Genomic DNA, 21,249 nt, shown 5'->3' on the forward strand with positions numbered 1-21,249 from the left:
TTTTCTCTGTGGTGGGGAACCGCGGGGAGGCTTTCTCAGTCCAATAAGGGCAGGAAAAACTGTTCGTTGTGGACGAGAAGGAGGGCGCGTTTATGCCCGACGTATTTTTTGATGAGGATGAAGCAACAAGGCTTCTGAGCACCGTTATTGACCAGACTGCCGTGCAAAGCGACGCTCACAGTAGTGATGTCCCGGTTTTCCCGCAAGCTTCAGCAGGCAGGGACTTTGGGGGACATGGAGCGCAGATCCAAGCTCTACTGAATCGCTTACATGAGCGCGGGGCGTGGCGTTTGAACAATATGTCCGCGACGGCTGATGCCGCCCGAGCACAGCTGCACGCCTTTGGTGACGTAGACCGTGGCCTTGCTGGCCACCTTGGTGCGCAGACCTCGGGGGTGAACTAGTGTCCACGATGGTTAAATCCCTGCTGGGAGACTATTCACAGGCGGTGTCCCAGTTCCAAGCCGCGAGCATGGGCAGCTACGCCGGGCCCAGCACACCAATTGGGTTATTGGGGGATATGGTCGGCTCGGTCGACGGAATCAACCCTGGGGACCTTGTGGCCAGCACTGCATCAGCGATGGGGGCTCGCCGGCCTTGGGGTGGAGGCAATGGGCTGAAGGAATTTCTCCTTGGAACCGTGTTGACGTTGGCCGGGGGAGCGATCATGGATCGTTTGCGCGGCGTTCAGGATGACTTTGAAGAGGAACGCCGCGAAGCCGATAACCTCGTGGAGTCCGCGCAGCAATGCTCCGATGCCATTGAGGATGTTGTCGATGTCTCCGATTCCGCCTTGACGGAACTCATTTCCGCAGTCATTCCACTACTCAACATTTTGACGATGCTGCTGCAGCGTCACCCGTTGGGAAAACTCATTGCGCCTGGTATCTCATCTATCGGCAGTGACCTTATTGAGCAGACAAATGACACGATCACGCAAACCTGTCGTGACCGCGATACCGCCATCGAGAACTGCTATTGCGAGTTTGAAAGGCGCTGCAGTGAGGTGTGTGAGCGTGAGCTCCCCGAAACACCTCCGAACCCCGAGTGCGGCCGCGAAGAGGATAAGCAGGAGTGTCCTCAGCCATCTCCTGAACCGTGTGAGCCAACCGCGCCAGCCACGCCGACGGCGCCTGCTCAGCCCGCTACACCAGCTGAGCCGTCGAGCCCACCTACCCCAAGCCAACCTTCGGAGCCTGAACCGACTCCGAAACCGCAGCCTTCTGATGAACCCGAAGCTACAAGGCAGCCGGTCCCAGAAAAGGACACCGATCCACAGACTGAGCCCCAGCAAGTGTCCGAGCCGTGCCCACCGGAGACCACACCACAGAGTGTTGTCACACCGGAGCCAGAGGACGAGGTTCCAAAACCAAAACGAGAGTCTGAGCCCGAGACTGCTGAAGACACCGTGAAACCTTGTGGTTGCCAGGAGGAGCAGGAAGAGAAGAACGCTCACTCATGCGGCTGCGACAAGAGCGAAAAGAGTGAGGAGGAGCAGGACTGTAACACCACGCCAGCAGATGCAGGAACACCAATTCCGGTAGAGGAGGTTCCTTCGGAGGAATTGATACCTTCAGAACAGCCAGTAGAGCCAGAAGAACCTGAGCAGTCAGAGGATGTTGACACGGTAGAAGAGGACATCGAGGACTGCGAAGACTCGGATGAGGCTGCCGATGAAGAGGAATGCACTCCTGAACAATCATGCAGTGGTGTCTTGGGAATCCTCGGCGTGGGCATTGCCCTAGTGGGGCTGGGTCTTCTGGCTGATGCCGCGAAAGACTTCTTTGAGAACTTGCCCGAGCCAGAGCTGGAACCGGATCCTGAACCCGCACCAGAGCCCCAACCTGAGCCGGAGCCTGCGCCCGAACCCGAGCCGGTGCCTCAAAGCGATGATGGCGTGATCGCCCCGCCACCTGAGCTCAATACAGTGCCGGAACCGACTCCGCCGCCAGAGAAAATCGCACATGTGCAGGCAGCTGGAGCTACTGCGCCTGAAGCCCCGGCCCCCGAACCGGATGCAGCTCCGCCGATGGAACAGAATGATGTTCCCGAAGCTCCGAGTTCCGAATCTCCATCCGTACACGCACGAAAGGCAGGGCAGTGGTAATGCCGCACAACGATTTCGATGAGTTTGCCCGCGGATTCCGTGAGCGCACCGCAGCTCGGTTATTGGAGTTTGAAAAGGTGATGGCCAAAGCACAAGAGGACCTGGAAAAGTCTGCGCAGCGCGCTGCTCAAGCCCAAACGCACCCAGAGGGGCAAAGAAGCAACCAACCGTCGAGGCCCGCGCCGGGTAGCCGAGGCCAAAGTCGCGGTCGCACCCGGGGTCAAGTGCAATCGGTGCTCAGACGCGGCTGACAAAAGGCAAAGGAACAGGTCTGGTCTGCCTTTAAATCCTTGTGATACTTTGGCGTTACTGGCTACTGCACGTATCAACCAGGGTGAGGAGAATGCCGCATGACAGTGCCTTGGCTTTATGACGTGTTGTGGGGCGTTCTTCCCATGCTGTACCTCTTGGTGGCTTTTGTTGTGCTTGGCATTGAGATTAAATACGACAGAGATATGGCGCACATAAAGCTGTGGACGGCCGCTCAGTTGCTTCTGCCGGGCATTGCACTTATTGCCTGGTACTTTCTTGAAGTTCCTCGACTGCAACAACTAAAGCAGCAACGACTACAGCAGGACGGATAACTGACCGTCCTGCTGTAGTCGAAGGAAGAGTTGCGCCTTGCGGCGCCTTCTAGTTGAAACGTATTTAGTCGCGTTCGAAGCCGGCGCGCTTGGCCAAAGCCTCACCGGTGAAGCTCTCTACGCCCTTGGCGGAAGCGTCGGCAGCCGCGAAAGCGTCGTACTTGGACTCACCCGCTAGCTCGCTAAGAAGGAACCCGGTGACGAGACCGCGGGCGGTCTCCACTGCAGAGCCCTGGAAAAAGCCGGAGCCCAGCGCGAGCTTGAAGAACTTATCTTCGCTGAAACCCGACTGCGTGCCCTTAGCAATCTCACGGTAGGCCACCGGTCCGCCCCAAGCGTTCGCCAGCTTGGCGGGGTTACCGGCGCGGAAGATGTCATCCTGGCCAGAACCGATAATAAGACCGCGAGCCTTCACAGTGTGGGCCGCCTTAACCGCGGACGGTGAGGTGTCGGCCGGGTAGAGAGCCGCTACGACACGGACCTTGGGGTTATCCACGGCCGCGAGCGTAGCTACACCGCCGCCCATACCGTGGCCGACCACGCCCAACTTGGAGGCGGAGACCGAAATCTTGCCTGCGCCCAGCTTGACGCCGGTAGCAATCTGCAGGGCCGATTCAACGTCGGCAACGAGGTTGCGGTGCTTGGCAAAAGCACCGGTTTCCGTATCGGGAGCAACGACGACGATGCCCCAGCTAGCAAGGTGGCGCAGCGTAGCGTGGTAATCCTTGATGCTCTTCGTCCAATCGTGGGCAAAGGCCACAGCAGGCAGGCCTTTTCCTTCAGACGGGGTGTACACCTTGCCCTCAATTCCTGCATAAGACAGGTCACCAACGAGGACGCGGTGCGGGCCGCGCTTGGACAACGTACCGAGATGCTTCTTCAAATTCGCAGACACGCTTTACAGAATAGAGGAAAGACTGCCCGCACAGGTGGAATAGGTTACGGGGAGGGGGATTGGAAAGTGTTTCTGCAAAGGTCAGGCCCGCGGCAGAAAACTGCCCCTCCCAGACCGTCAACATGGTGATACGTGCTGTAAAATCCAGTTTCATGTGTGGAATTGTTGGATATGTAGGCCATAACACTGATGGTCGTGACTACTATGCCCAAGACGTCGTGCTGGAAGGCCTGCGCCGACTCGAATACCGCGGTTATGACTCCGCGGGCGTTGCTATGTATGCCGATGGTGGCATCGGCTGGCGCAAGAAAGCCGGAAAGGTGGCGGCGCTCGAAGCCGAAATCGAAGCCCGCCCGCTCAAGGATTCGGTCCTAGGCATTGGCCACACCCGTTGGGCTACCCACGGCGGACCGACGGATCTTAACGCCCACCCGCACGTGGTGGATGGCGGCAAGCTCGCCGTCGTACACAACGGCATTATCGAGAACTTCGCCGAGCTGAAGCACGAGCTGGAGGCCAAGGGCCACAACTTCGTGTCCGAAACGGATACCGAGGTCGCCGCCACGTTATTGGCAGACGTCTTCCACAACGAAGCTGGTGAGAATCTCACCAAGGCGATGCAGCTGACCTGTGCTCGCCTTGAAGGCGCGTTTACCCTCCTCGCCATTCACTCTGACCAGGCTGATCGCATTGTGGCAGCGCGCCGTGACTCGCCACTGGTTATCGGCCTGGGTGAGGGAGAAAACTTCCTGGGTTCGGACGTTTCTGGCTTTATCGACTACACCAAGTCCGCCGTGGAGATGGACAACGACCAAGTCGTGACCATTACCGCGGACGAGATTGAAATTACTGACTACGACGGCAAGCCTGCACAGGGCAAGCCTTTTGAAATCAAGTGGGACGCCGCAGCTGCTGAGAAGGGCGGCTACAACTCCTTCATGGAGAAGGAGATCCACGACCAGCCTGCTGCTGTGCGCGATACGCTGCTGGGCCGTCTGGATGAGAACGGCAACCTGGTACTCGACGAAGTCCGTATCGACGAGTCGGTGCTCAAGTCCATCGACAAGATCATTGTTATTGCCTGCGGTACCGCCGCGTACGCCGGCCACGTTGCGCGCTACGCTATCGAGCACTGGTGCCGCATTCCGTGTGAGGTTGAGCTTGCACACGAGTTCCGTTACCGCGACCCCATCGTGAATGAGAAGACCCTCGTCGTGGCTTTGTCGCAGTCGGGCGAAACCATGGATACCCTCATGGCCGTGCGCCACGCCCGCCAGCAGGGAGCCAAGGTGATTGCCATCTGCAACACCCAGGGTTCCTCCATCCCGCGCGAGTCCGATGCCGCACTGTATACCCACGCAGGCCCGGAGATCGCTGTGGCGTCCACCAAGGCCTTCCTCGCGCAGATCACTGCAACGTACCTGTTAGGCCTGTACCTGGCGCGCCTGCGCGGCAACATGTTCTCCGACGAGGTCACTGGAGTGCTCAACGAGCTCCGCGCCATGCCGGACAAGGTCGAGGCTGTCATCAAGAACGAAAAGCAGGTCTATGACCTGGCCAACGCCATGGAGAACGCTAAGTCGGTGCTCTTCCTGGGCCGCCACGTTGGCTTCCCGGTGGCACTTGAAGGCGCGCTGAAGCTCAAGGAGATTGCCTACCTCCACGCTGAAGGTTTTGCTGCCGGCGAGCTTAAGCACGGCCCGATTGCCCTCATCGAGGAAGGTCAGCCGGTTTTCGTCATCGTTCCGTCCCCACGCGGTCGTGATTCCCTGCACTCCAAGGTGGTCTCCAACATCCAGGAGATCCGCGCCCGTGGTGCCATCACCATCGTGATTGCGGAGGAAGGCGACGAAGCCGTCGAGGCCTACGCCAACCACATCATTCGTATCCCGCAGGCGCCGACGCTCATGCAGCCCCTGCTCGCTACCGTCCCGCTGCAGATTTTTGCCTGCGGTGTGGCCACCGCCAAGGGCTACGACGTCGACCAGCCGCGTAACCTAGCGAAGTCCGTCACCGTGGAATAAATCCACACTCCCCATCGAGCGGGCAGCGAGTCTAAGGCTCCTGCCCGCTCGTGGCACAATAAGGGACATGCTGAAAACCACCGTCGACCTCGATGCCATTGCCCATAATGTCGCCTACATGAAGGACGTGGCGGCCCCAGCCCGCCTCATGTGTGTGGTCAAAGCAGACGCCTATGGCCACGGCATCGAGCGTGTCGCTCCCGTCATGGAAGCAGCAGGTGCAGATTCCTTCGGCGTGGCCACGCTGGAGGAGGCGGTGGCATTGCGTGGCGTTATCCCAAAGACCCCCATCGCAGCGTGGCTGTGGGATCCGAAGGAGGACCTCACGCCGGCGTTGGATGCGGGCATTCAGATCGGTATCCCGTCTCTCGAGCACGCCCGTGCGCTGATTGCCACTGGGCGCCGCGCCGAGGTCTTCGTGTTGGTGGAGACGGGGATGCACCGATCGGGCGTCGACAAGCAACTGTGGGAAGAGACGTTCGCACTGCTTCGCGACGCCCCCACCCTCACCGTCCTTGGCCTCATGTCCCACTTTGCGTGCGCAGACGAGCCGGGGCATCCGCACAATGACCGCCAAGAGGCAGAATTCCGCGAGGCCTTAGCCTGTGCCCGTGGCCTCGGCCTTGAGTGCCCGGTCAACCACGTGGCCAACTCCCCAGCGGCACTCACGCGTCCTTCCGCACGTTTTGACCAGGTGCGCGTCGGCGTGGCTCTCTATGGGCTCGAACCCGTGGCTGGGAGCGACCATGGACTGATTCCAGCAATGACGTGGGAGAGCTCCGTGGTGGCCGTGAAGCCGATTTCGGAAGGGGAGTCCACAAGCTACGGTCTAACGTGGACCGCCGACAGCGACCGCCAGCTGGCCACTGTGGCGGTGGGCTATGCCGATGGACTACCGCGAGCCTTTCAAGGAGCACTGCAGGTGGGGCTCGGCGGTGAGCTCTACCCGCAGGTGGGCCGCGTGTGCATGGACCAGATCATCGTGGACCTTGGCGCCAATGAGCGTGGAGTGAAAGCGGGGGATCGCGCCGTTATCTTCGGTAAAGGCGGAATGAGTGCCACGGAGCTCGCGAAGGCGGCGGGGACTATTAACTATGAAATTGTATGCCGCCCTACCGGGCGCACCGAGCGTTTTTACCGTGAAGGAGATAACAATGCGAAGTGATTTTCCCCACGAGGGCACTCGTACTGCCGCTGCAGTTGAAGACACCCATGCGCTCGGCGAAGAGCTCGGTGCAGCACTGGAAGCCGGGGATTTGGTCATTCTTGACGGACCTTTGGGGGCCGGAAAAACAGCTTTTACCCAGGGGATTGCCAGCGGTATGCAGGTAAAGGGGAGGGTGACCTCGCCGACGTTCGTCATTGCCCGGGAACACCCCTCAATCGTGGGTGGGCCGGCGTTGGTTCACGTCGATGCCTACCGTCTTCTTGACCATTCTGATGATCCATTAGGGGAGTTGGATAGTTTAGACTTGGACACCGATATCGACAGCGCTGTTGTCGTTGCCGAATGGGGTGGTGGCTTCATGGAGCGTCTGTCAGATTCCTATCTGTTCGTCTCGATCAATCGTGACGCAGAGGATGATAGCCGTGTTTTTTCGTGGAAATGGGTGAATTAATGTGCTGACGTTTCTCGCCGAGCAACCCCTGTTGACTCTCTTCTTGATCATGGCGGTGGGTTTGGCCATCGGCAAGATCAATTTCTTTGGTATCTCGCTCGGCGCGGCGGCAGCCATGTTCGTCGCCCTAGGCCTGTCCGCAGCTAACCCGGACATTGTGATCCCACCATTCGTGTACCAGTTTGGCCTCGCCATCTTCGTCTACGTCATCGGTCTAAACTTCGGCCGCAGCTTCTTTGAGGACTTCCGCCGCCGTGGTTGGAAGATGTCACTGGTCGTCATTGTCTTCTTCTTCGTCCTCGCCGGCTTGACTGCTGGTGCGGTGCGCATGTTCGACCTTGACCCAGCGCAAGCCGTCGGTATGCTAGCCGGCTCCCAGAGCTCTACGCCGGGTATGGCTGCGGTGGTGGAAACCCTGGGAGGAAACAGCGCGCCTGTCGTTGGCTACTCCCTGGCGTACCCAGGCTGCATCATCGCCACCATCCTGGTGGCTGCGATTGGCGCCAAGGTCTTCCGCGTCAACCACGTCGAAGATGCCAAAGAGGAAGGCATGCTCTCTGAGCCCCTCAAGTGGAAGGCCGTGCGCCTGACCAAGGACCCTGGCGTGACCGTGGGCGAAATTGCGGAGTACACGGGTGAGGCCGTCATCGCTACCCGCTGCCTCCGCAAGTCCAACGAGCACGTCCTTGCTGATCCAGACATGGAGCTGCATGCGGGTATGGAGCTTCTGCTTAACGGCACGATTCCGTCGTTGGAGCGCGCGATTGCCATCTTGGGTGAAGAAATCGAGGTGCACCTCCACGAGGAAGACGGCCTGATCTACCGCCGTCTCACGGTGTCGAATCCAAACGTAGCCGGCCGCACGATTGGGGAATTGGATACGTTGAGCCAGGGCTTCCTCATTGCCCGTATTCGCCGCGGTGATACCCAAATCGTGCCGAACGACAACACCGTGCTCTACTACTCGGACCGTGTCCGTGTGGTCACTGCTCCGGGCCGGCTTGACGACGTCCGAAACTTCCTCGGTGACTCCGAGTCCAAGCTCGGCAACGTGGACTTGCTCCCCTTTGCCCTCGGCCTGCTCATTGGTTTGCTTTTCGGCGCTATCCCAATTCCGTTGCCCGGCGGCACGACGCTGTCCTTCGGTTTCGGTGGCGGACCCATCGTGGTGGGCCTCATTCTTGGTGCCCTGGGCCGTACCGGCCGCATCCACTGGCAGATGCCATTCCACGCGAAGCAGACGATTTCTACCCTGGGACTCACACTCTTCCTGGCGGGCGTGGGTACTTCTGCCGGTGGTCAGTTCCGTGATGCTCTCTCTGATCCGGTGTCGCTGAAGTACATGGGCGTGGGCCTGGTTCTGTCCCTCGTTGCTGCCATCGGCTTGGGTATCGTGTGCACCTTGGTTCTGCGCCTTAAGTTTGATGAGTCCATGGGCGTGGCCGCTGGTATGACTACTAACCCTGCAGTGATGGCCTACCTGAACTCGCAGACCGGTACCCAGCTGGCGGAACGCGGCTATGCCACGGTGTATCCGACCACCATTATCGGCAAGATTCTCATGTGTCAGATGCTGGCATTGATCATCGTCTAACGAGTTCCTGCACTGGGTCGTGCAGGGGCAGGGGAGGGCAGTCACGTAGGATGAGCACGTACTGCACCTCCCTTTTTTAGGAGCGATTTAATCTTTATGAACAAGCTTGGCCAATTCATTACCACTGTCGTCATCGGCGGCTTCGCCGTCTTCCTTGCAGCGCTCATCGCCCTGTCGATGACCCACACGGAGGAAGACTCGTCCTCGACTCTGGCGGAAACCCTGGAGAAGTACCCAAAGAACCTCGACTTCGCTGCGCTTATTGTGCCGGATGTCTACGGCCCTGAGGAGGTTGCGGGCCTCATCGTGTGCCCGGGCACCACGGAGGAGCAGCTTTCTGATATTCCCGCGGCCGAGGCCGGCATCGACTTCGAGGACGGCAAGGTGGCTGATGACGTGAACTACTTCGTCACCATGTCGACTGAGCAGGAGTACTCGGCGGAGAAGCTGCAGCGCTCCAACGTTGACCTGTGCCGTGATGTGCTCACGCAGGTTGAGGCGGCGAAGGCTCAGGGCCAGGACATCGCCGCAGTGTACCCGGTGCAGCCGCAGCAGCCGATGCAGTTCCTGCGCGCTGAGAAGGATGACGACTCCACTCGCTGGCACTTCGCAGGCTAATGAAGGTTCTCGCACTCGACACTGCCACGACTGACCTCGTCACGGGCATCGTCGATACCACCACGGGTGACAGCGTCGACCGCGTCGTTAGCGATACGCGTGCTCACAACGAGCAGCTCATTCCCACCATTGAGCAGCTGCTTAACGACGCCTCCCTGACCTACCCCGACCTCTCCGCCATCGTCGTCGGCACCGGTCCGGGTCCCTTCACCGGCCTGCGTGTGGGCATGGCGACGGCCTCCGCTCTGGGCGTGGCTTTGGGGCTGCCCGTGCATGGCGTGTGCACGCTCGATGCCATCGCGCAGGGCCGCGAAGGGGAGTGGCTCGTGGGCATCGATGCCCGCCGCAAGGAGGTCTACTGGGCCACCTACTCTGAGGGGAACCGCGTCAGCGGACCGAAGGTCACCAGGCCGGAAGATCTCACGGTGCCTGCAGGCTTTTCCCCGCGCCTGATCTTCCCGGAGGCTATCGCACCGCGCCTTCCCGAGGCCCTCACCGGCCTTTCCCGCGAATGGGATACCCCGCGCGCTGCGGGTCTCGTCGCGTGCGCTGACCTCGAGTCCGAACCGGCCCCGCTCGTACCGCTCTACCTGCGCCGCCCCGATGCGAAAGTCCCGCAGGCCACGCCTCGTTCAACGGCGCTCATCGGCGGCATTGACATTACTGAATCATGAGATTGCGCCCGTTCACGCTTGGCGATGTCCCCCGCTGCGCCGAGCTGGAAAAAGTCCTCTTCCCCGGCGAAAGCCCCTGGCCTGCCCGCGCCTTCGAACAGGAACTTGCTGCGGGGCACACCACCTACTGGGTGGTTGACGCAAGCGTCAACCACGTCGACCATGATGACAACCGCGTGGGCCATAATGACAACCACGCAGACTGCGATGACAACCACGTTGTAGGCTATGCCGGCGTCGGCCGCATGGGCCCCGCCGCGTGGCCGGAGTACGAAATCCGCACCATTGGTGTCGCACCCGAGGCCCAGCGCCGCGGCATCGCGCGGATGATGATGGATGCCATCGTCGAACTCGCCGACAGCCACGACGCACCTATCTTCCTCGAAGTCCGCGTGGGTAACGATCCCGCCATCCGCCTCTACGAGGCCTATGATTTTGTCATCAACGGCCTGCGCCGCAACTACTACCAGCCTTCCGGCGCGGACGCCCACACCATGTACCGACCACGAAAGAGTGAGAGATGATAATCCTCGGCATCGAGTCCTCCTGCGACGAAACCGGCGTGGGCATCATCGAGCTGTCTGACAACGGCCACATGGAGATCCGCGCCAACGTCGTCGCCTCCTCTATGGAGCAGCACGCCCGCTTCGGCGGCGTGGTTCCGGAAATCGCCTCCCGTGCCCACCTTGAGGCCATGCCGCAGGTGATGACGGCGGCGCTTAAGGAGGCGGGCGTCGACAAGCCTGATGCGGTCGCCGCCACCGTGGGGCCGGGCCTGGCCGGTGCACTCCTCGTCGGTGCTTCTGCCGCCAAAGCCTTCGCCTCCGCGTGGGGCGTGCCTTTCTACGGCGTCAACCACCTCGGCGGACACGTCGCGGTGGCCAACCTGGAGGGCGAGGAGCTGCCGCACTCGGTGGCCCTGCTCGTCTCCGGCGGCCACACACAGCTCCTCGAAGTTGAGGCAGTGGGCAAACCCATGAGGGAGCTAGGCACCACGCTTGACGACGCCGCCGGCGAAGCCTACGACAAAGTCTCCCGCCTCCTGGGGTTGGGGTATCCGGGAGGGCCAGTCATCGATAAGCTGGCCGCCCAAGGCGAGCCCACCATCGACTTGCCGCGAGGTTTGTCCAAAGCCGAGGACCTGCGCGGGCCCAACCGCCACAACTTCTCCTTTTCCGGCCTCAAGACCGCGGTGGCGCGCCACGTGGAAAAAGCCGAGCGCGAAGGCTCGACAATCCAGGTGGAGGACCTGTGTGCATCCTTCCAAGAGGCGGTGGCCGATGTGCTCACCGCCAAAGCGGTGCGCGCCTGCCAGGACACCGGCGCCAAGGTGCTGCTGCTCGGTGGCGGCGTGGCGGCCAACTCCCGGCTGCGCGCGCTGGCGGCGAAGCGCTGCGAGTCCGCCGGTATTGAGCTGCGCGTGCCGCGCTTTTCCCTCTGCACCGACAACGGCCTCATGATTGCCGCTATCGCCGCCCAACTCATCCATGAAGGCGCAGAGCCTTCCGGGCTGGACTGCGGGACCGATACCCAACTAGAGGTGGAAATTCCGCTCGTCGCCGCTGCGCGCTAGCGGATGCGGGAAGCCCAGCGCACCGGTAGTCTGGCAGGCGACTCTTTCTCACCCGCCAATCAAGGAGCTGTCGTTATGACCACTGGTTTCCTCGTCAACCCGGACCTGTCCCGCCGCACCATCGAGTTCGAACTCGAGCACGCCAACCAGTTCCTCGGCGGTACCACCGAGGACCGCGTTTCTGTTGCCTTCCAGGATGATGGCCAGACCTACGCTGCGCTGTTTAACCCGAACGCCAAGGCCGAAGGCGCCGACCCGAACCCAGTGGCGTCCCTGGCCCGCAACGCCGCTGATACCGGCAACTCTGCCTTCCTCCAGGACCCGATCCGCTCCATCTGTGGCCCGGTTATTTTCGTCGCCGCTGATGGCGATGACAAGAACATCGACGAGGTCAAGGAAGCCGTCGAGTACGGCATCCGCGCCGTGAAGACCTACCACGAGGACAACCCGGAGGAGTACCAGCTGTGGCGCGCCGCCGTTATCAACTCGGATAAGCAGGTTTAAACAGCGCTAACGCCCCTTCCCACGACGCAACGGCCCCCACAGGGCCCGCGCGTCTCTTTTGTTTTCACACGTTTGCGTTTCTGATTTCGCATTAGTCGAGGTCGTGAGGCGAAACGTGATAACTCTCGCGCGCGCGAGAGCTGGCGTTCGCGCAGGGCGAACGAGTTAGCGCCCCACAACGTTGAGGGCTAGCAGTCGCGCGGGTAGAGTGCTAGTCAGGTTGTTTTGACCCACAGTTGTTCACCCGCGACGACGGCTGTGCTGGGCTACCCACAACCGGCACACGCGCGCTCATATGGGCGCGCATTGAGAACACTTTGGAGGAAATCATCATGGCAAACATCAAGCCGCTGGAGGACAAGGTCCTCGTCCAGATCGTTGAAGCTGAGACCACCACTGCATCCGGCCTTGTTATCCCGGACTCCGCAAAGGAGAAGCCGCAGGAGGCCACCGTCGTAGCTGTAGGCCCGGGCCGCACCAACGACAAGGGCGAGGTTGTTCCGGTTGGCGTTAACGAGGGTGACACCGTCATCTTCTCCAAGTACGGCGGCACCGAGCTGAAGTACGACGGCCAGGAGTACCTCCTGCTGTCCGCTCGTGACCTGCTCGCTGTCATCGAGAAGTAGGCGATTAACCCTATGCCAAAGCTGATTGCATTTGACCAGGAGGCCCGCGAGGGCATCCAGCGCGGTGTAGACACGCTTGCCGACGCCGTCAAGGTCACCCTCGGCCCCCGCGGCCGCAACGTCGTGCTGTCCAAGGCCTTCGGTGGCCCGACCGTCACCAACGACGGTGTCACCATCGCCCGCGACATTGACCTCGACGACCCGTTTGAGAACCTCGGCGCCCAGCTGGTGAAGTCCGTGGCTGTTAAGACCAACGACATCGCCGGTGACGGCACCACCACCGCCACTTTGCTGGCCCAGGCGCTCGTCTTTGAGGGCCTGCGCAACGTTGCTGCCGGCGCTAACCCGGTGGAGCTCAACAAGGGCATCGAGGCGGCCGCTGAAAAGGTCGTCGAGGAGCTCAAGAAGCGCGCCACCCCGGTGAACTCCTCCGCGGAGATCTCTCAGGTTGCCACCGTCTCCTCCCGCGATGCGGAGGTCGGCGAGATGGTCGCCGGCGCTATGGACAAGGTGGGCAAGGACGGTGTTGTCACCGTCGAGGAGTCCCAGACCATCGAGTCTGCTGTGGACGTGACCGAGGGTATTTCCTTCGACAAGGGCTACCTCTCCCCGTACTTCGCAACGGAGGAGGAGACCTACAACGCCGTGCTGGACGACGCCGCAATTCTCCTCGTCCGCAACAAGATCTCCTCCCTGCCGGACTTCCTGCCGCTGCTGGAGAAGATCGCGGAGTCCTCGCGCCCGACCCTCATCATTGCTGAGGACATCGAGGGCGAGCCGCTGCAGGCGCTCGTGGTGAACTCCATCCGCAAGGTCCTTAAGGTCGCCGCAGTGAAGTCCCCGTACTTCGGCGAGCGCCGCAAGGGCTTCATGGATGACCTGGCTGTTGTTACCGGCGCTACCGTCGTCGATCCGGAGGTTGGCATCAACCTTAAGGAGGTCGGCCCCGAGGTTCTCGGTTCCGCCCGCCGCGTCACCGTGTCCAAGGAAGACACCGTGATCGTGGATGGTGCAGGTACCGCAGAGGCCGTCGAGGAGCGCCGCGAGCAGCTGCGCCGCGAAATCGAGCGCACCGATTCCACCTGGGATAAGGAGAAGCTCGAGGAGCGTCTGGCCAAGCTCTCCGGTGGCGTTGCCGTTATCCGCGTTGGCGCCGCTACCGAGACCGAGGTCAACGAGCGCAAGCTGCGCGTCGAGGACGCCATCAACGCCGCCCGCGCGGCCGTTGAGGAAGGTGTTATCGCCGGCGGCGGTTCCGCACTGGTCCAGATCTCCAAGGAGCTCGAGTCCTTCGCTGAGGACTTCGAGGGCGAGGCCAAGATTGGTGTGCTGGCAGTATCCCGCGCGTTGACCCGCCCGGCCTACTGGATTGCTGAGAACGCCGGCCTGGATGGCTCCGTCGTGGTGGCCCGCGTTGCCGAGCTGCCCAACGGTGAGGGCTTCAACGCCGCCACCCTGGAGTACGGCAACCTGCTGGAGCAGGGCATCATCGACCCGGTGAAGGTAACCCACTCCGCCGTCGTGAACGCCGCCTCCGTGGCCCGCATGGTTCTCACCACCGAGGCTTCCGTTGTGGAAAAGCCTGCCGAAGAAGAACCGGCACAGTCCGGCCACGCGCACGCGCACTAAAACGTGTGCGTGGGAAGCAGGAGCTTCCCACATTGCCGCAAGGAAGGCCCGCCGCCCGCACAACCTGTGGGGCACGGCGGGCCTTCGCCATGGGATGGGAAGCTTCGCCCTCGTTACTAGACTGTGGAGCCGTGGAACAAGAATTCATCACGGTCACTGGCGCTCGCGAAAACAACCTCAAGAACGTCAACGCTCGCATCCCCAAACGCGCGCTCACTGTCTTCACCGGCGTGTCCGGTTCTGGCAAGACCTCCCTAGTCTTCGACACCATCGCCACCGAATCCCAGCGGCTCATCAACGAAACCTACCCCGGCTTCGTCCAAGGCTTCATGCAAGCGCCACCGCGGCCCGACGTGGACCAACTCGAAGGATTGACCGCCGCCATCGTCGTAGGCCAAGAACCCATGGCAGCCTCCGCGCGCTCCACCTTCGGCACCGCCACCGACATCACCGGACATCTCCGCGTGCTCTTCTCCCGCCTCGCCGAACCTCGCGCCGGCGGGCCCGCAGCCTACTCTTTTAACGTTCCCTCCGCTTCCGGCCAGGGCGCCATCGAGGTCAATGGTGTCAAGGAGGTCCGCCGCTTCGAGCGCACCGGCGGCATGTGCCCGAGGTGTGAGGGAAGGGGAGAGGTGGGGGACGTCGACAAGCGCCAGCTCGTCGATGAGTCCCTGTCCCTCAACGACGGCGCCATCGTCTACCCCGGAATGAAGGCGGATTCATGGATGTGGCGCGCCTACGCCGAATCCGGGCTCTACCCGGCCGACGTGCCCGTCAAGGATTTCACCGAGGAGCAGAAGCGCGACCTCTATGAGACCGAGACCAAAGTCAAGGTCGGTGGCATCAACATGAGCTACATGGGACTGGTCACGCGGCTCAAGACCAACGTGCTGAGCAAACCCGTGGAATCCCTGCAGAAGCACATGCGTGCGTTTGTGGAACGCGCAGTGGTCTTTGTCGCCTGTCCGGACTGCCATGGCACGCGCCTTGCGCAGCATGCTCGGGAGTCCTACATCAATGGCGTCTCCATCGCGGACGTGTGCGCCATGGAGCTTGCCGACGCCTCCTCCTGGCTCCGCACCCTCACCTCACCCCTTGCTGCAGCCCCGCTGCGCGGGTTGGAAGCAGCCCTCGATTTGGGGCTGGGTTACCTTACGCTGGAGCGCCCAACCGGCACCCTTAGTGGTGGCGAGGCGCAACGCACGCGCATGGTGCGCCACATCGGCTCGGCGCTGACAGACGTCACCTACGTCTTCGACGAGCCCACCGCCGGTCTGCATCCACACGACGTCACGCGCATGAACGAGTTGCTGCTGCAGTTGCGCGATAAGGGCAACACGGTGCTCGTCGTAGAGCACAATCCGGAGACGATGGCCATTGCGGATTGCGTGGTTCAACTCGGTCCAGGCGCAGGTGCGGCAGGCGGTGAGATTGTTTCCGTTGGCGACGCGCCGACCATGAGTGGAAAGGTCCAGCTCAAGGAGGAGGTGCGCACGCCCACCGGGGTGCTGGAGATCTGCGGGGCGAGCCGCAATAACCTGAAGAACATCGACGTGGACATCCCGCTTGGTGTGCTCACCGTGATTACCGGCGTGGCGGGGTCGGGTAAGTCCTCGCTGATGAACTGTGTGCCGGACAGCGATCGCGTTCTTATCGTCGACCAGTCTCCGCTGTCTGGCTCGCGGCGCTCTAACCCGGCTACCTACACCGGTGCGATGGATGCGCTGCGCAAGGCCTTCGCTAAAGCCAACGAGGGCGCGACGCCCGGGATGTTTTCCTTCAATTCCGACGGCGCGTGCCCGGCCTGCTCCGGTGCCGGCGTGGTGACCGTCGAGTTTGGTGCGATGGATAGCGCCGACGTGCCCTGCGAGGTGTGCGAGGGCCGCCGCTTTGCCGCCGACGTTCTGGACTACGAGCTGGCGGGCAAGAATATCGCCGACGTATTAGCCCTGCCTGCGGTAGAGGCCGTCGAGTACTGCACGGTGGCCAAGGTTCCGGCGGCTAAGCGCGTGTGCGAGCAGCTCGTGGCCGTGGGGCTGGGGTACCTCACGCTGGGCCAACCGCTTTCCACGTTGTCTGGCGGCGAGCGCCAGCGCTTGAAGCTGGCGGTGCGCCTGTGTGACCGCAAGGCTACGGCCGACATCATTGTCCTCGACGAGCCCACGGTAGGCCTGCACCGCGAGGACGTCAATACGCTGCTGGCGCTTTTCGACGACCTCGTGGACTCCTCCCTCACCCTCATCTGCGTCGAGCACCACCGTGCCGTTGTGGCGCATGCGGATCACATCATCGACCTCGGGCCCGGCGCAGGGTCCGCGGGCGGCGAGATTGTCGCTGCGTGTTCGCCGCGGGAATTCCTAGAGACGGGCACGGTGACGGCCCGTTATCTGGCCCAGGTGGTGTAGCCGCGTGATGCTACTTAAAGAAACTTCACTCGAAGCAGGTGCTCCGAGGAGGCCAAGCGCACACTGCTAGGCGCGCACGAAAAGGCGCCGCAGGCTAGGGGCACTCGGTTGGGCGCCGCAGGCTAGGCGCTCACGGTGGCGTGGGTGCGGCGCGAGCGCAAAGCCACCACGCGCTCGGATTCGCTCATGCCGCCCCAGACGCCATAAGGCTCGCCGGAAGCCAGAGCATGCTCGCGGCACAGCTCGATGACCGGGCAGGTGTGGCAGATTGCCTTGGCGCGGTTCTCGCGCTGAGCGCGGGCGCGACCGCGCTCGCCGTCCGGGTGGTAGAACACGTCAGAGTTTTCTCCACGGCATGCGCCCTGGAGCTGCCAATCCCAAAAGTCCGCATTCGGCCCGGGGAGCAGGAATGACTGAGACACGTTCGATTCTCCTTCGTTGAAGATAGAGCGCCCGGACACGAGGACACGACTGCCACCGAAAACATGACTCCGTGAGTGCCGGGGTGAGACGAGAATGAAGTGTGACTGCCTTGGGTGAACGACACGTTACACCTTGTTGACATTCAGGTATAACCCTGACAAGGTGTCCGGTTTTGTGCAGATTGACCTGCGTTTATGCGCAAGGTGAACGGTATATGAACTTTTTTATGGTGGGCTAAGAATGGGGAATATGCCCGTCGTTTCGGGATTCAGCTCACGGGTGTGACATGATATTTGTGCACAACGCGAAGAAATAAAGCGAAATAATACGGCAAGAAGAACAAGCAAGGATGGCAGTGGCTACCAAAGCTACAGGCGCGAGCGATGCGGCAACGGCATCGAAGCGCGACAGCGAAAAGGAATTGGCGGACCTCGTTCCGCTGGCTGTCGACGGTAGCCGCCGCGCCCTGCAAGACATCATGCGCATCATCCACCCGCAGGTCCTGCGCTATTGCCGCGCGCGCATCGGCGGCCACCGCCAACCCACGGCGGAGGATGTAGCACAGGAGATCTGCTTGGCCGTGGCGACGTCGATTAGCACGTACAAGGACAAAGGCCGCCCCTTTATGGCTTATGTGTACGGCATCGCATCCCACAAAGTCACCGACGCCCACCGCGCGCTCAGCCGCGACCAGACCAACCCCACCGACGAGGTTCCCGAAGACGCGGCTGACGACGCCACTCCGGAAGAATCCGCGCTGGTCATGGATGGTAGTAACAGAGTGCGTGCGTTGCTCGATACGTTAAGTGACAAGGCCCAGGACATCATCATCTTGCGTGTGTTCGTAGGACTGTCGGCAGAGGAAACCGCTGAGATTGTGGAATCAACTCCTGGCGCAGTCCGCGTGGCACAGCATCGTGCGCTGGCGCAATTGCGAAAGTCTCTCGATTCGAGCGCGGACTGAGATATACGGCACTTGGCACGGACAATTTAAAATCATTCTCTATCAAGGAAGGGAGGACATCATGGCAAAGAAGGAGCAGGCTCAGCAGGGCGTCGCTGAGCAGCTGCAGCCCTTGGTTGACGATGATGCATTCCTCACCAGTCTCTCCGAAGGCATTGACCCCACGGGCGGCGATGATGAGTTGGCGGGGCTCCTGTTGGGGCTGCGTGGGGACGTCGAGAAGCAGATGCCTCCGGCTCCGCTCATCGAAGGCGCGGACGAGGAACCTGCCGTAATCTCTCTGGCCTCTGCGCGCCGCCGCCGTCGCAGCAAGCCTCTTATGCACGGTCTCATTGGCGCAGCCGCGGCAACGCTGCTCATCGCCGGCTCTGGCGCGGTGATTGTTAACGCTGGCCCGGGTTCCCCGCTTTATGGTGTTAACCAGTCTCTCTTCGGTGCGGAAGACCAGGACGTTTCCGTCGTGGAGCTAGCTGGCACGCTCGATGAAATGGAAAAGCGCTCCGCTCAAGGAGACATGGATGGTACCCGCCAGCTGCTGGAAGAAGCCCGCAAGATGGTGGACCAAGCCAAGCAGGAACGCGCAGAGCAGCCTGAGCGCCCGGCCAAGCCGCAGCCACGCGCCACGGTGACGGCAACGCAGACAGTGGAGAAGCCCGCACCGGTGGAAGAGGAGGAGCAGCCGCCGCAGGAGCCGGTGACCGTAACCCAGACCCAGACTGCGGTCTCTACTGTTGTGGTCACGAGCACGGTCTCAGTAGGCAATCCGCTGAACCCGCCGGCGCAGAACTACCCGGAGCCCGCTGAACCGGGCGGTGGCGAGCAAGCCCCGCAGCAGCCGGCACCGGATACGGCACCCGAGGACGCGCCAGAGGGCAACGGTCTCCCGCCGGCGCAGTTCCAGCAGTAAAACAAAAAGAACCTCTTCCCCCGAGCAGCATCAAGGGGAGAGGTTCTTTTTATGTGTCCAACCGCGCGCTAGTAGCGCGAATCCATACCGTCGAGATAGCCCACCGCATAATCCCACGGCACATAGCGCGCTGGGTCCGGCTCCGCGCCTGGCTCATGGACCGGTGCCAGCTGGCCCTGGAGGGTGGCCTGCATATTGGCGGCCAAGATGTGCCACTCGTAGAAGTGGTTTTCCTCGCAGTCTTCGCAGAAGAAGAAAATGCCGTCGATGCCGCGCGGGCTTAAGACACGCGCAAATTCCTGGACCATGGCGAGATCATGAATGACGCCGAGGCGGTCCTCCTCGGACAGCGGTTCGACGTGGTCCTCTTCCTCGAGGAAAGAAGCCGGGTCGTTCGGATCGTCCGCGAAAGGATCGCGGGGCATGTTGGCGAAAAAGTTCACGTCTGCGAGCCTATTGACTTGGCGCCCGCATAGCAATTCTCTTGCGCGGGTACGGCTACCACTATGAGCTGCACACGCACTACAGTGAGGATCACCGCATACAACTATTCGGTCAGTTTAGGAGAGCTTTACCCTCATGAGCCACGTCCACACCGGCGGAGACAACCCCGACAAGATTGCACTCTACGGCCTCACCTTCGATGACGTTTTGCTGCTTCCGGCAGAATCCAACGTCGTTCCCTCCGAGGTGGATACCTCGGCGCAGTTCACCCGCAACATTCGCCTCGGAGTGCCGCTGGCTTCCGCCGCGATGGATACGGTGACCGAAGCCCGCATGGCCATCGGCATGGCCCGCCAGGGTGGCATTGGTGTCCTGCACCGCAACCTGTCCGCGGAGGACCAGGCGCAACAGGTTGAGATTGTGAAGCGTTCCGAATCTGGCATGGTCACCGATCCCGTGACTGCCACCCCGGACATGACTATCGACGAAATCGATACGCTGTGCGCGCGGTACCGGATTTCGGGCCTGCCGGTCGTCGATAAGCAGGGCGTCCTCGTGGGTATCTGCACCAACCGTGACATGCGCTTCGAGCCGGATTTCTCCCGCACCGTCTCCGAGATTATGACGCCGATGCCGCTGGTTGTGGCCAAGGAAGGTGTCAGCAAGGAAGAGGCGCTGGCGCTGCTGTCCGCTAATAAGGTGGAGAAGCTGCCCATCGTCGATGATGACAACAAGCTCGTCGGCCTCATCACCGTTAAGGACTTTGTCAAGACTGAGCAGTTCCCGAATGCCTCCAAGGATTCCTCCGGGCGTCTGCTCGTGGCGGCGGGTATCGGTACTGGTGAGGAGTCTTATCAGCGCGCGGGCCAGCTTGTCGACGCCGACGTGGACGTCCTCGTCGTCGACTCCGCCCATGCCCACAACAACCGCGTGCTTGAGATGGTTTCCCGCGTGCAGAAGGACTTCGGTGACCGCGTCGACGTCATCGGCGGCAACCTAGCCACCCGTGCTGCTGCCCGCGACATGATTGAGGCCGGCGCGGATGCCATCAAGGTCGGTATTGGCCCCGGCTCCATCTGTACTACCCGCGTGGTCGCAGGCGTGGGCGCGCCGCAGATTACCGCCATTATGGAAGCCGCCGCCGAAGCTGGTCCGGCGGGTGTGCCGGTCATTGCGGACGGCGGTATGCAGTACTCCGGTGATATTGCCAAGGCGCTGGCCGCCGGTGCGGATGCCGTCATGCTGGGCTCCATGCTGGCGGGCACTACCGAGTCCCCGGGCGATATCGTCGTGGTCCAGGGCAAGCAGTACAAGCGCTACCGTGGCATGGGCTCCATGGGCGCGATGCAGGGTCGCGGGCTTACGGGTGAGAAGCGGTCCTACTCTAAGGACCGTTACTTCCAGGCGGATGTGCGTAGCGAGGATAAGCTGGTGCCAGAAGGCGTGGAGGGCCGCGTGCCGTTCCGCGGTGACATTGATGCCATTGTTCACCAGATTGTCGGCGGCCTGCGTGCCTCCATGGGCTACACCGGTTCCGCAACCTTGGCCGAGCTGAAGACCAAGCAGTTTGTCCAAATCACCGCTGCGGGCCTTAAGGAGTCTCACCCGCACCACCTTCAGCAGATCGTCGAAGCTCCGAACTACCGCTAAGGACTCATC

The 21,249-nt window shown here is 61.6% G+C and carries 21 protein-coding genes; 18 read left to right on the forward strand and 3 right to left on the reverse strand.

Annotated elements, in window-relative coordinates; all coding sequences use genetic code 11:
* Positions 1–92 precede the first annotated feature (92 nt).
* The 3 genes from QP922_RS01015 to QP922_RS01025 all read left to right on the forward strand — a co-directional run bounded on the left by QP922_RS01015 (position 93) and on the right by QP922_RS01025 (position 2,691).
* Complete coding sequence (locus QP922_RS01015; protein ID WP_284807392.1) at positions 93–404, forward strand: hypothetical protein; 312 nt, start codon at positions 93–95, stop codon at positions 402–404.
* Between the two features lie 8 nt (positions 405–412).
* Positions 413–2,107, forward strand: a complete 1,695-nt coding sequence (locus tag QP922_RS01020) for a zinc metalloprotease (protein WP_284807524.1) — start codon at positions 413–415, stop codon at positions 2,105–2,107.
* 350 nt (positions 2,108–2,457) lie between these two features.
* The gene (locus QP922_RS01025; protein WP_284807393.1) at positions 2,458–2,691 is read left to right on the forward strand and encodes a hypothetical protein; all 234 of its coding nucleotides are present in this window, start codon (positions 2,458–2,460) and stop codon (positions 2,689–2,691) included.
* A 64-nt stretch (positions 2,692–2,755) separates the two neighbouring features.
* On the opposite strand, the gene QP922_RS01030 is transcribed toward QP922_RS01025, so the two are convergent.
* Entirely contained in the window at positions 2,756–3,586 is an 831-nt protein-coding gene (locus QP922_RS01030) for a dienelactone hydrolase family protein (protein ID WP_284807394.1), read from the reverse strand.
* Between the two features lie 152 nt (positions 3,587–3,738).
* Here QP922_RS01030 and glmS point away from each other — a divergent pair, with 152 nt between their 5' ends.
* The 12 genes from glmS to QP922_RS01090 all read left to right on the forward strand — a co-directional run bounded on the left by glmS (position 3,739) and on the right by QP922_RS01090 (position 16,852).
* The gene (gene glmS, locus QP922_RS01035) at positions 3,739–5,610 is read left to right on the forward strand and encodes a glutamine--fructose-6-phosphate transaminase (isomerizing) (RefSeq protein WP_284807395.1); all 1,872 of its coding nucleotides are present in this window, start codon (positions 3,739–3,741) and stop codon (positions 5,608–5,610) included.
* 67 nt (positions 5,611–5,677) lie between these two features.
* Entirely contained in the window at positions 5,678–6,775 is a 1,098-nt protein-coding gene (gene alr, locus QP922_RS01040; RefSeq protein WP_284807397.1) for an alanine racemase, read from the forward strand.
* Entirely contained in the window at positions 6,765–7,229 is a 465-nt protein-coding gene (tsaE, locus tag QP922_RS01045) for a tRNA (adenosine(37)-N6)-threonylcarbamoyltransferase complex ATPase subunit type 1 TsaE (protein WP_284807398.1), read from the forward strand. The genes alr and tsaE overlap by 11 nt, the downstream gene beginning before the upstream one ends.
* 1 nt (position 7,230) lies before the next feature.
* The gene (locus QP922_RS01050) at positions 7,231–8,823 is read left to right on the forward strand and encodes an aspartate:alanine exchanger family transporter (protein WP_284807399.1); all 1,593 of its coding nucleotides are present in this window, start codon (positions 7,231–7,233) and stop codon (positions 8,821–8,823) included.
* Positions 8,824–8,919: 96 nt separating this feature from the next.
* On the forward strand, positions 8,920–9,441 hold the full coding sequence (locus tag QP922_RS01055) for a hypothetical protein (RefSeq protein WP_284807401.1): 522 nt from the start codon (positions 8,920–8,922) through the stop codon (positions 9,439–9,441).
* Entirely contained in the window at positions 9,441–10,115 is a 675-nt protein-coding gene (gene tsaB / locus QP922_RS01060) for a tRNA (adenosine(37)-N6)-threonylcarbamoyltransferase complex dimerization subunit type 1 TsaB (RefSeq protein ID WP_284807402.1), read from the forward strand. Before QP922_RS01055 ends, tsaB begins: the two co-directional genes overlap by 1 nt.
* The gene (locus QP922_RS01065; protein ID WP_284807403.1) at positions 10,112–10,639 is read left to right on the forward strand and encodes a GNAT family N-acetyltransferase; all 528 of its coding nucleotides are present in this window, start codon (positions 10,112–10,114) and stop codon (positions 10,637–10,639) included. Before tsaB ends, QP922_RS01065 begins: the two co-directional genes overlap by 4 nt.
* On the forward strand, positions 10,636–11,688 hold the full coding sequence (tsaD, locus tag QP922_RS01070) for a tRNA (adenosine(37)-N6)-threonylcarbamoyltransferase complex transferase subunit TsaD (RefSeq protein ID WP_284807404.1): 1,053 nt from the start codon (positions 10,636–10,638) through the stop codon (positions 11,686–11,688). Before QP922_RS01065 ends, tsaD begins: the two co-directional genes overlap by 4 nt.
* 75 nt (positions 11,689–11,763) lie before the next feature.
* Entirely contained in the window at positions 11,764–12,192 is a 429-nt protein-coding gene (locus QP922_RS01075; protein ID WP_070673529.1) for a hypothetical protein, read from the forward strand.
* A gap of 326 nt (positions 12,193–12,518) precedes the next feature.
* Entirely contained in the window at positions 12,519–12,818 is a 300-nt protein-coding gene (gene groES, locus QP922_RS01080; protein WP_167595557.1) for a co-chaperone GroES, read from the forward strand.
* Between the two features lie 12 nt (positions 12,819–12,830).
* Positions 12,831–14,447, forward strand: coding sequence for a chaperonin GroEL (groL, locus tag QP922_RS01085; RefSeq protein WP_284807406.1), 1,617 nt, complete (start codon positions 12,831–12,833; stop codon positions 14,445–14,447).
* 89 nt (positions 14,448–14,536) lie between these two features.
* Positions 14,537–16,852 carry an excinuclease ABC subunit UvrA gene (locus QP922_RS01090; protein WP_502869577.1) on the forward strand — a complete coding sequence of 772 codons (2,316 nt, stop codon included), beginning with the start codon at positions 14,537–14,539 and terminating at the stop codon, positions 16,850–16,852.
* Between the two features lie 122 nt (positions 16,853–16,974).
* Here the strand turns inward: QP922_RS01090 and QP922_RS01095 are convergent, their stop codons facing one another.
* On the reverse strand, positions 16,975–17,274 hold the full coding sequence (locus QP922_RS01095) for a WhiB family transcriptional regulator (protein WP_039674337.1): 300 nt from the start codon (positions 17,272–17,274) through the stop codon (positions 16,975–16,977).
* Positions 17,275–17,624: 350 nt separating this feature from the next.
* Here QP922_RS01095 and QP922_RS01100 point away from each other — a divergent pair, with 350 nt between their 5' ends.
* Together QP922_RS01100 and QP922_RS01105 are read left to right on the forward strand one after the other, a co-directional pair.
* Positions 17,625–18,239, forward strand: coding sequence for a sigma-70 family RNA polymerase sigma factor (locus tag QP922_RS01100; protein WP_284807408.1), 615 nt, complete (start codon positions 17,625–17,627; stop codon positions 18,237–18,239).
* Positions 18,240–18,300: 61 nt separating this feature from the next.
* Positions 18,301–19,146: a hypothetical protein gene (locus QP922_RS01105; RefSeq protein ID WP_284807409.1), complete on the forward strand. Its 846-nt coding sequence runs from the start codon at positions 18,301–18,303 to the stop codon at positions 19,144–19,146.
* A gap of 68 nt (positions 19,147–19,214) precedes the next feature.
* On the opposite strand, the gene QP922_RS01110 is transcribed toward QP922_RS01105, so the two are convergent.
* Positions 19,215–19,589 carry a DUF5319 domain-containing protein gene (locus QP922_RS01110; protein ID WP_039673837.1) on the reverse strand — a complete coding sequence of 125 codons (375 nt, stop codon included), beginning with the start codon at positions 19,587–19,589 and terminating at the stop codon, positions 19,215–19,217.
* 136 nt (positions 19,590–19,725) lie between these two features.
* Between QP922_RS01110 and guaB the strand changes: the two genes are divergently transcribed.
* Complete coding sequence (gene guaB, locus QP922_RS01115; protein WP_284807410.1) at positions 19,726–21,240, forward strand: IMP dehydrogenase; 1,515 nt, start codon at positions 19,726–19,728, stop codon at positions 21,238–21,240.
* The last annotated feature ends 9 nt before the right edge of the window (positions 21,241–21,249 follow it).

The organism is Corynebacterium sp. MSK218, from assembly GCF_030232655.1.
Classification (GTDB): domain Bacteria; phylum Actinomycetota; class Actinomycetes; order Mycobacteriales; family Mycobacteriaceae; genus Corynebacterium.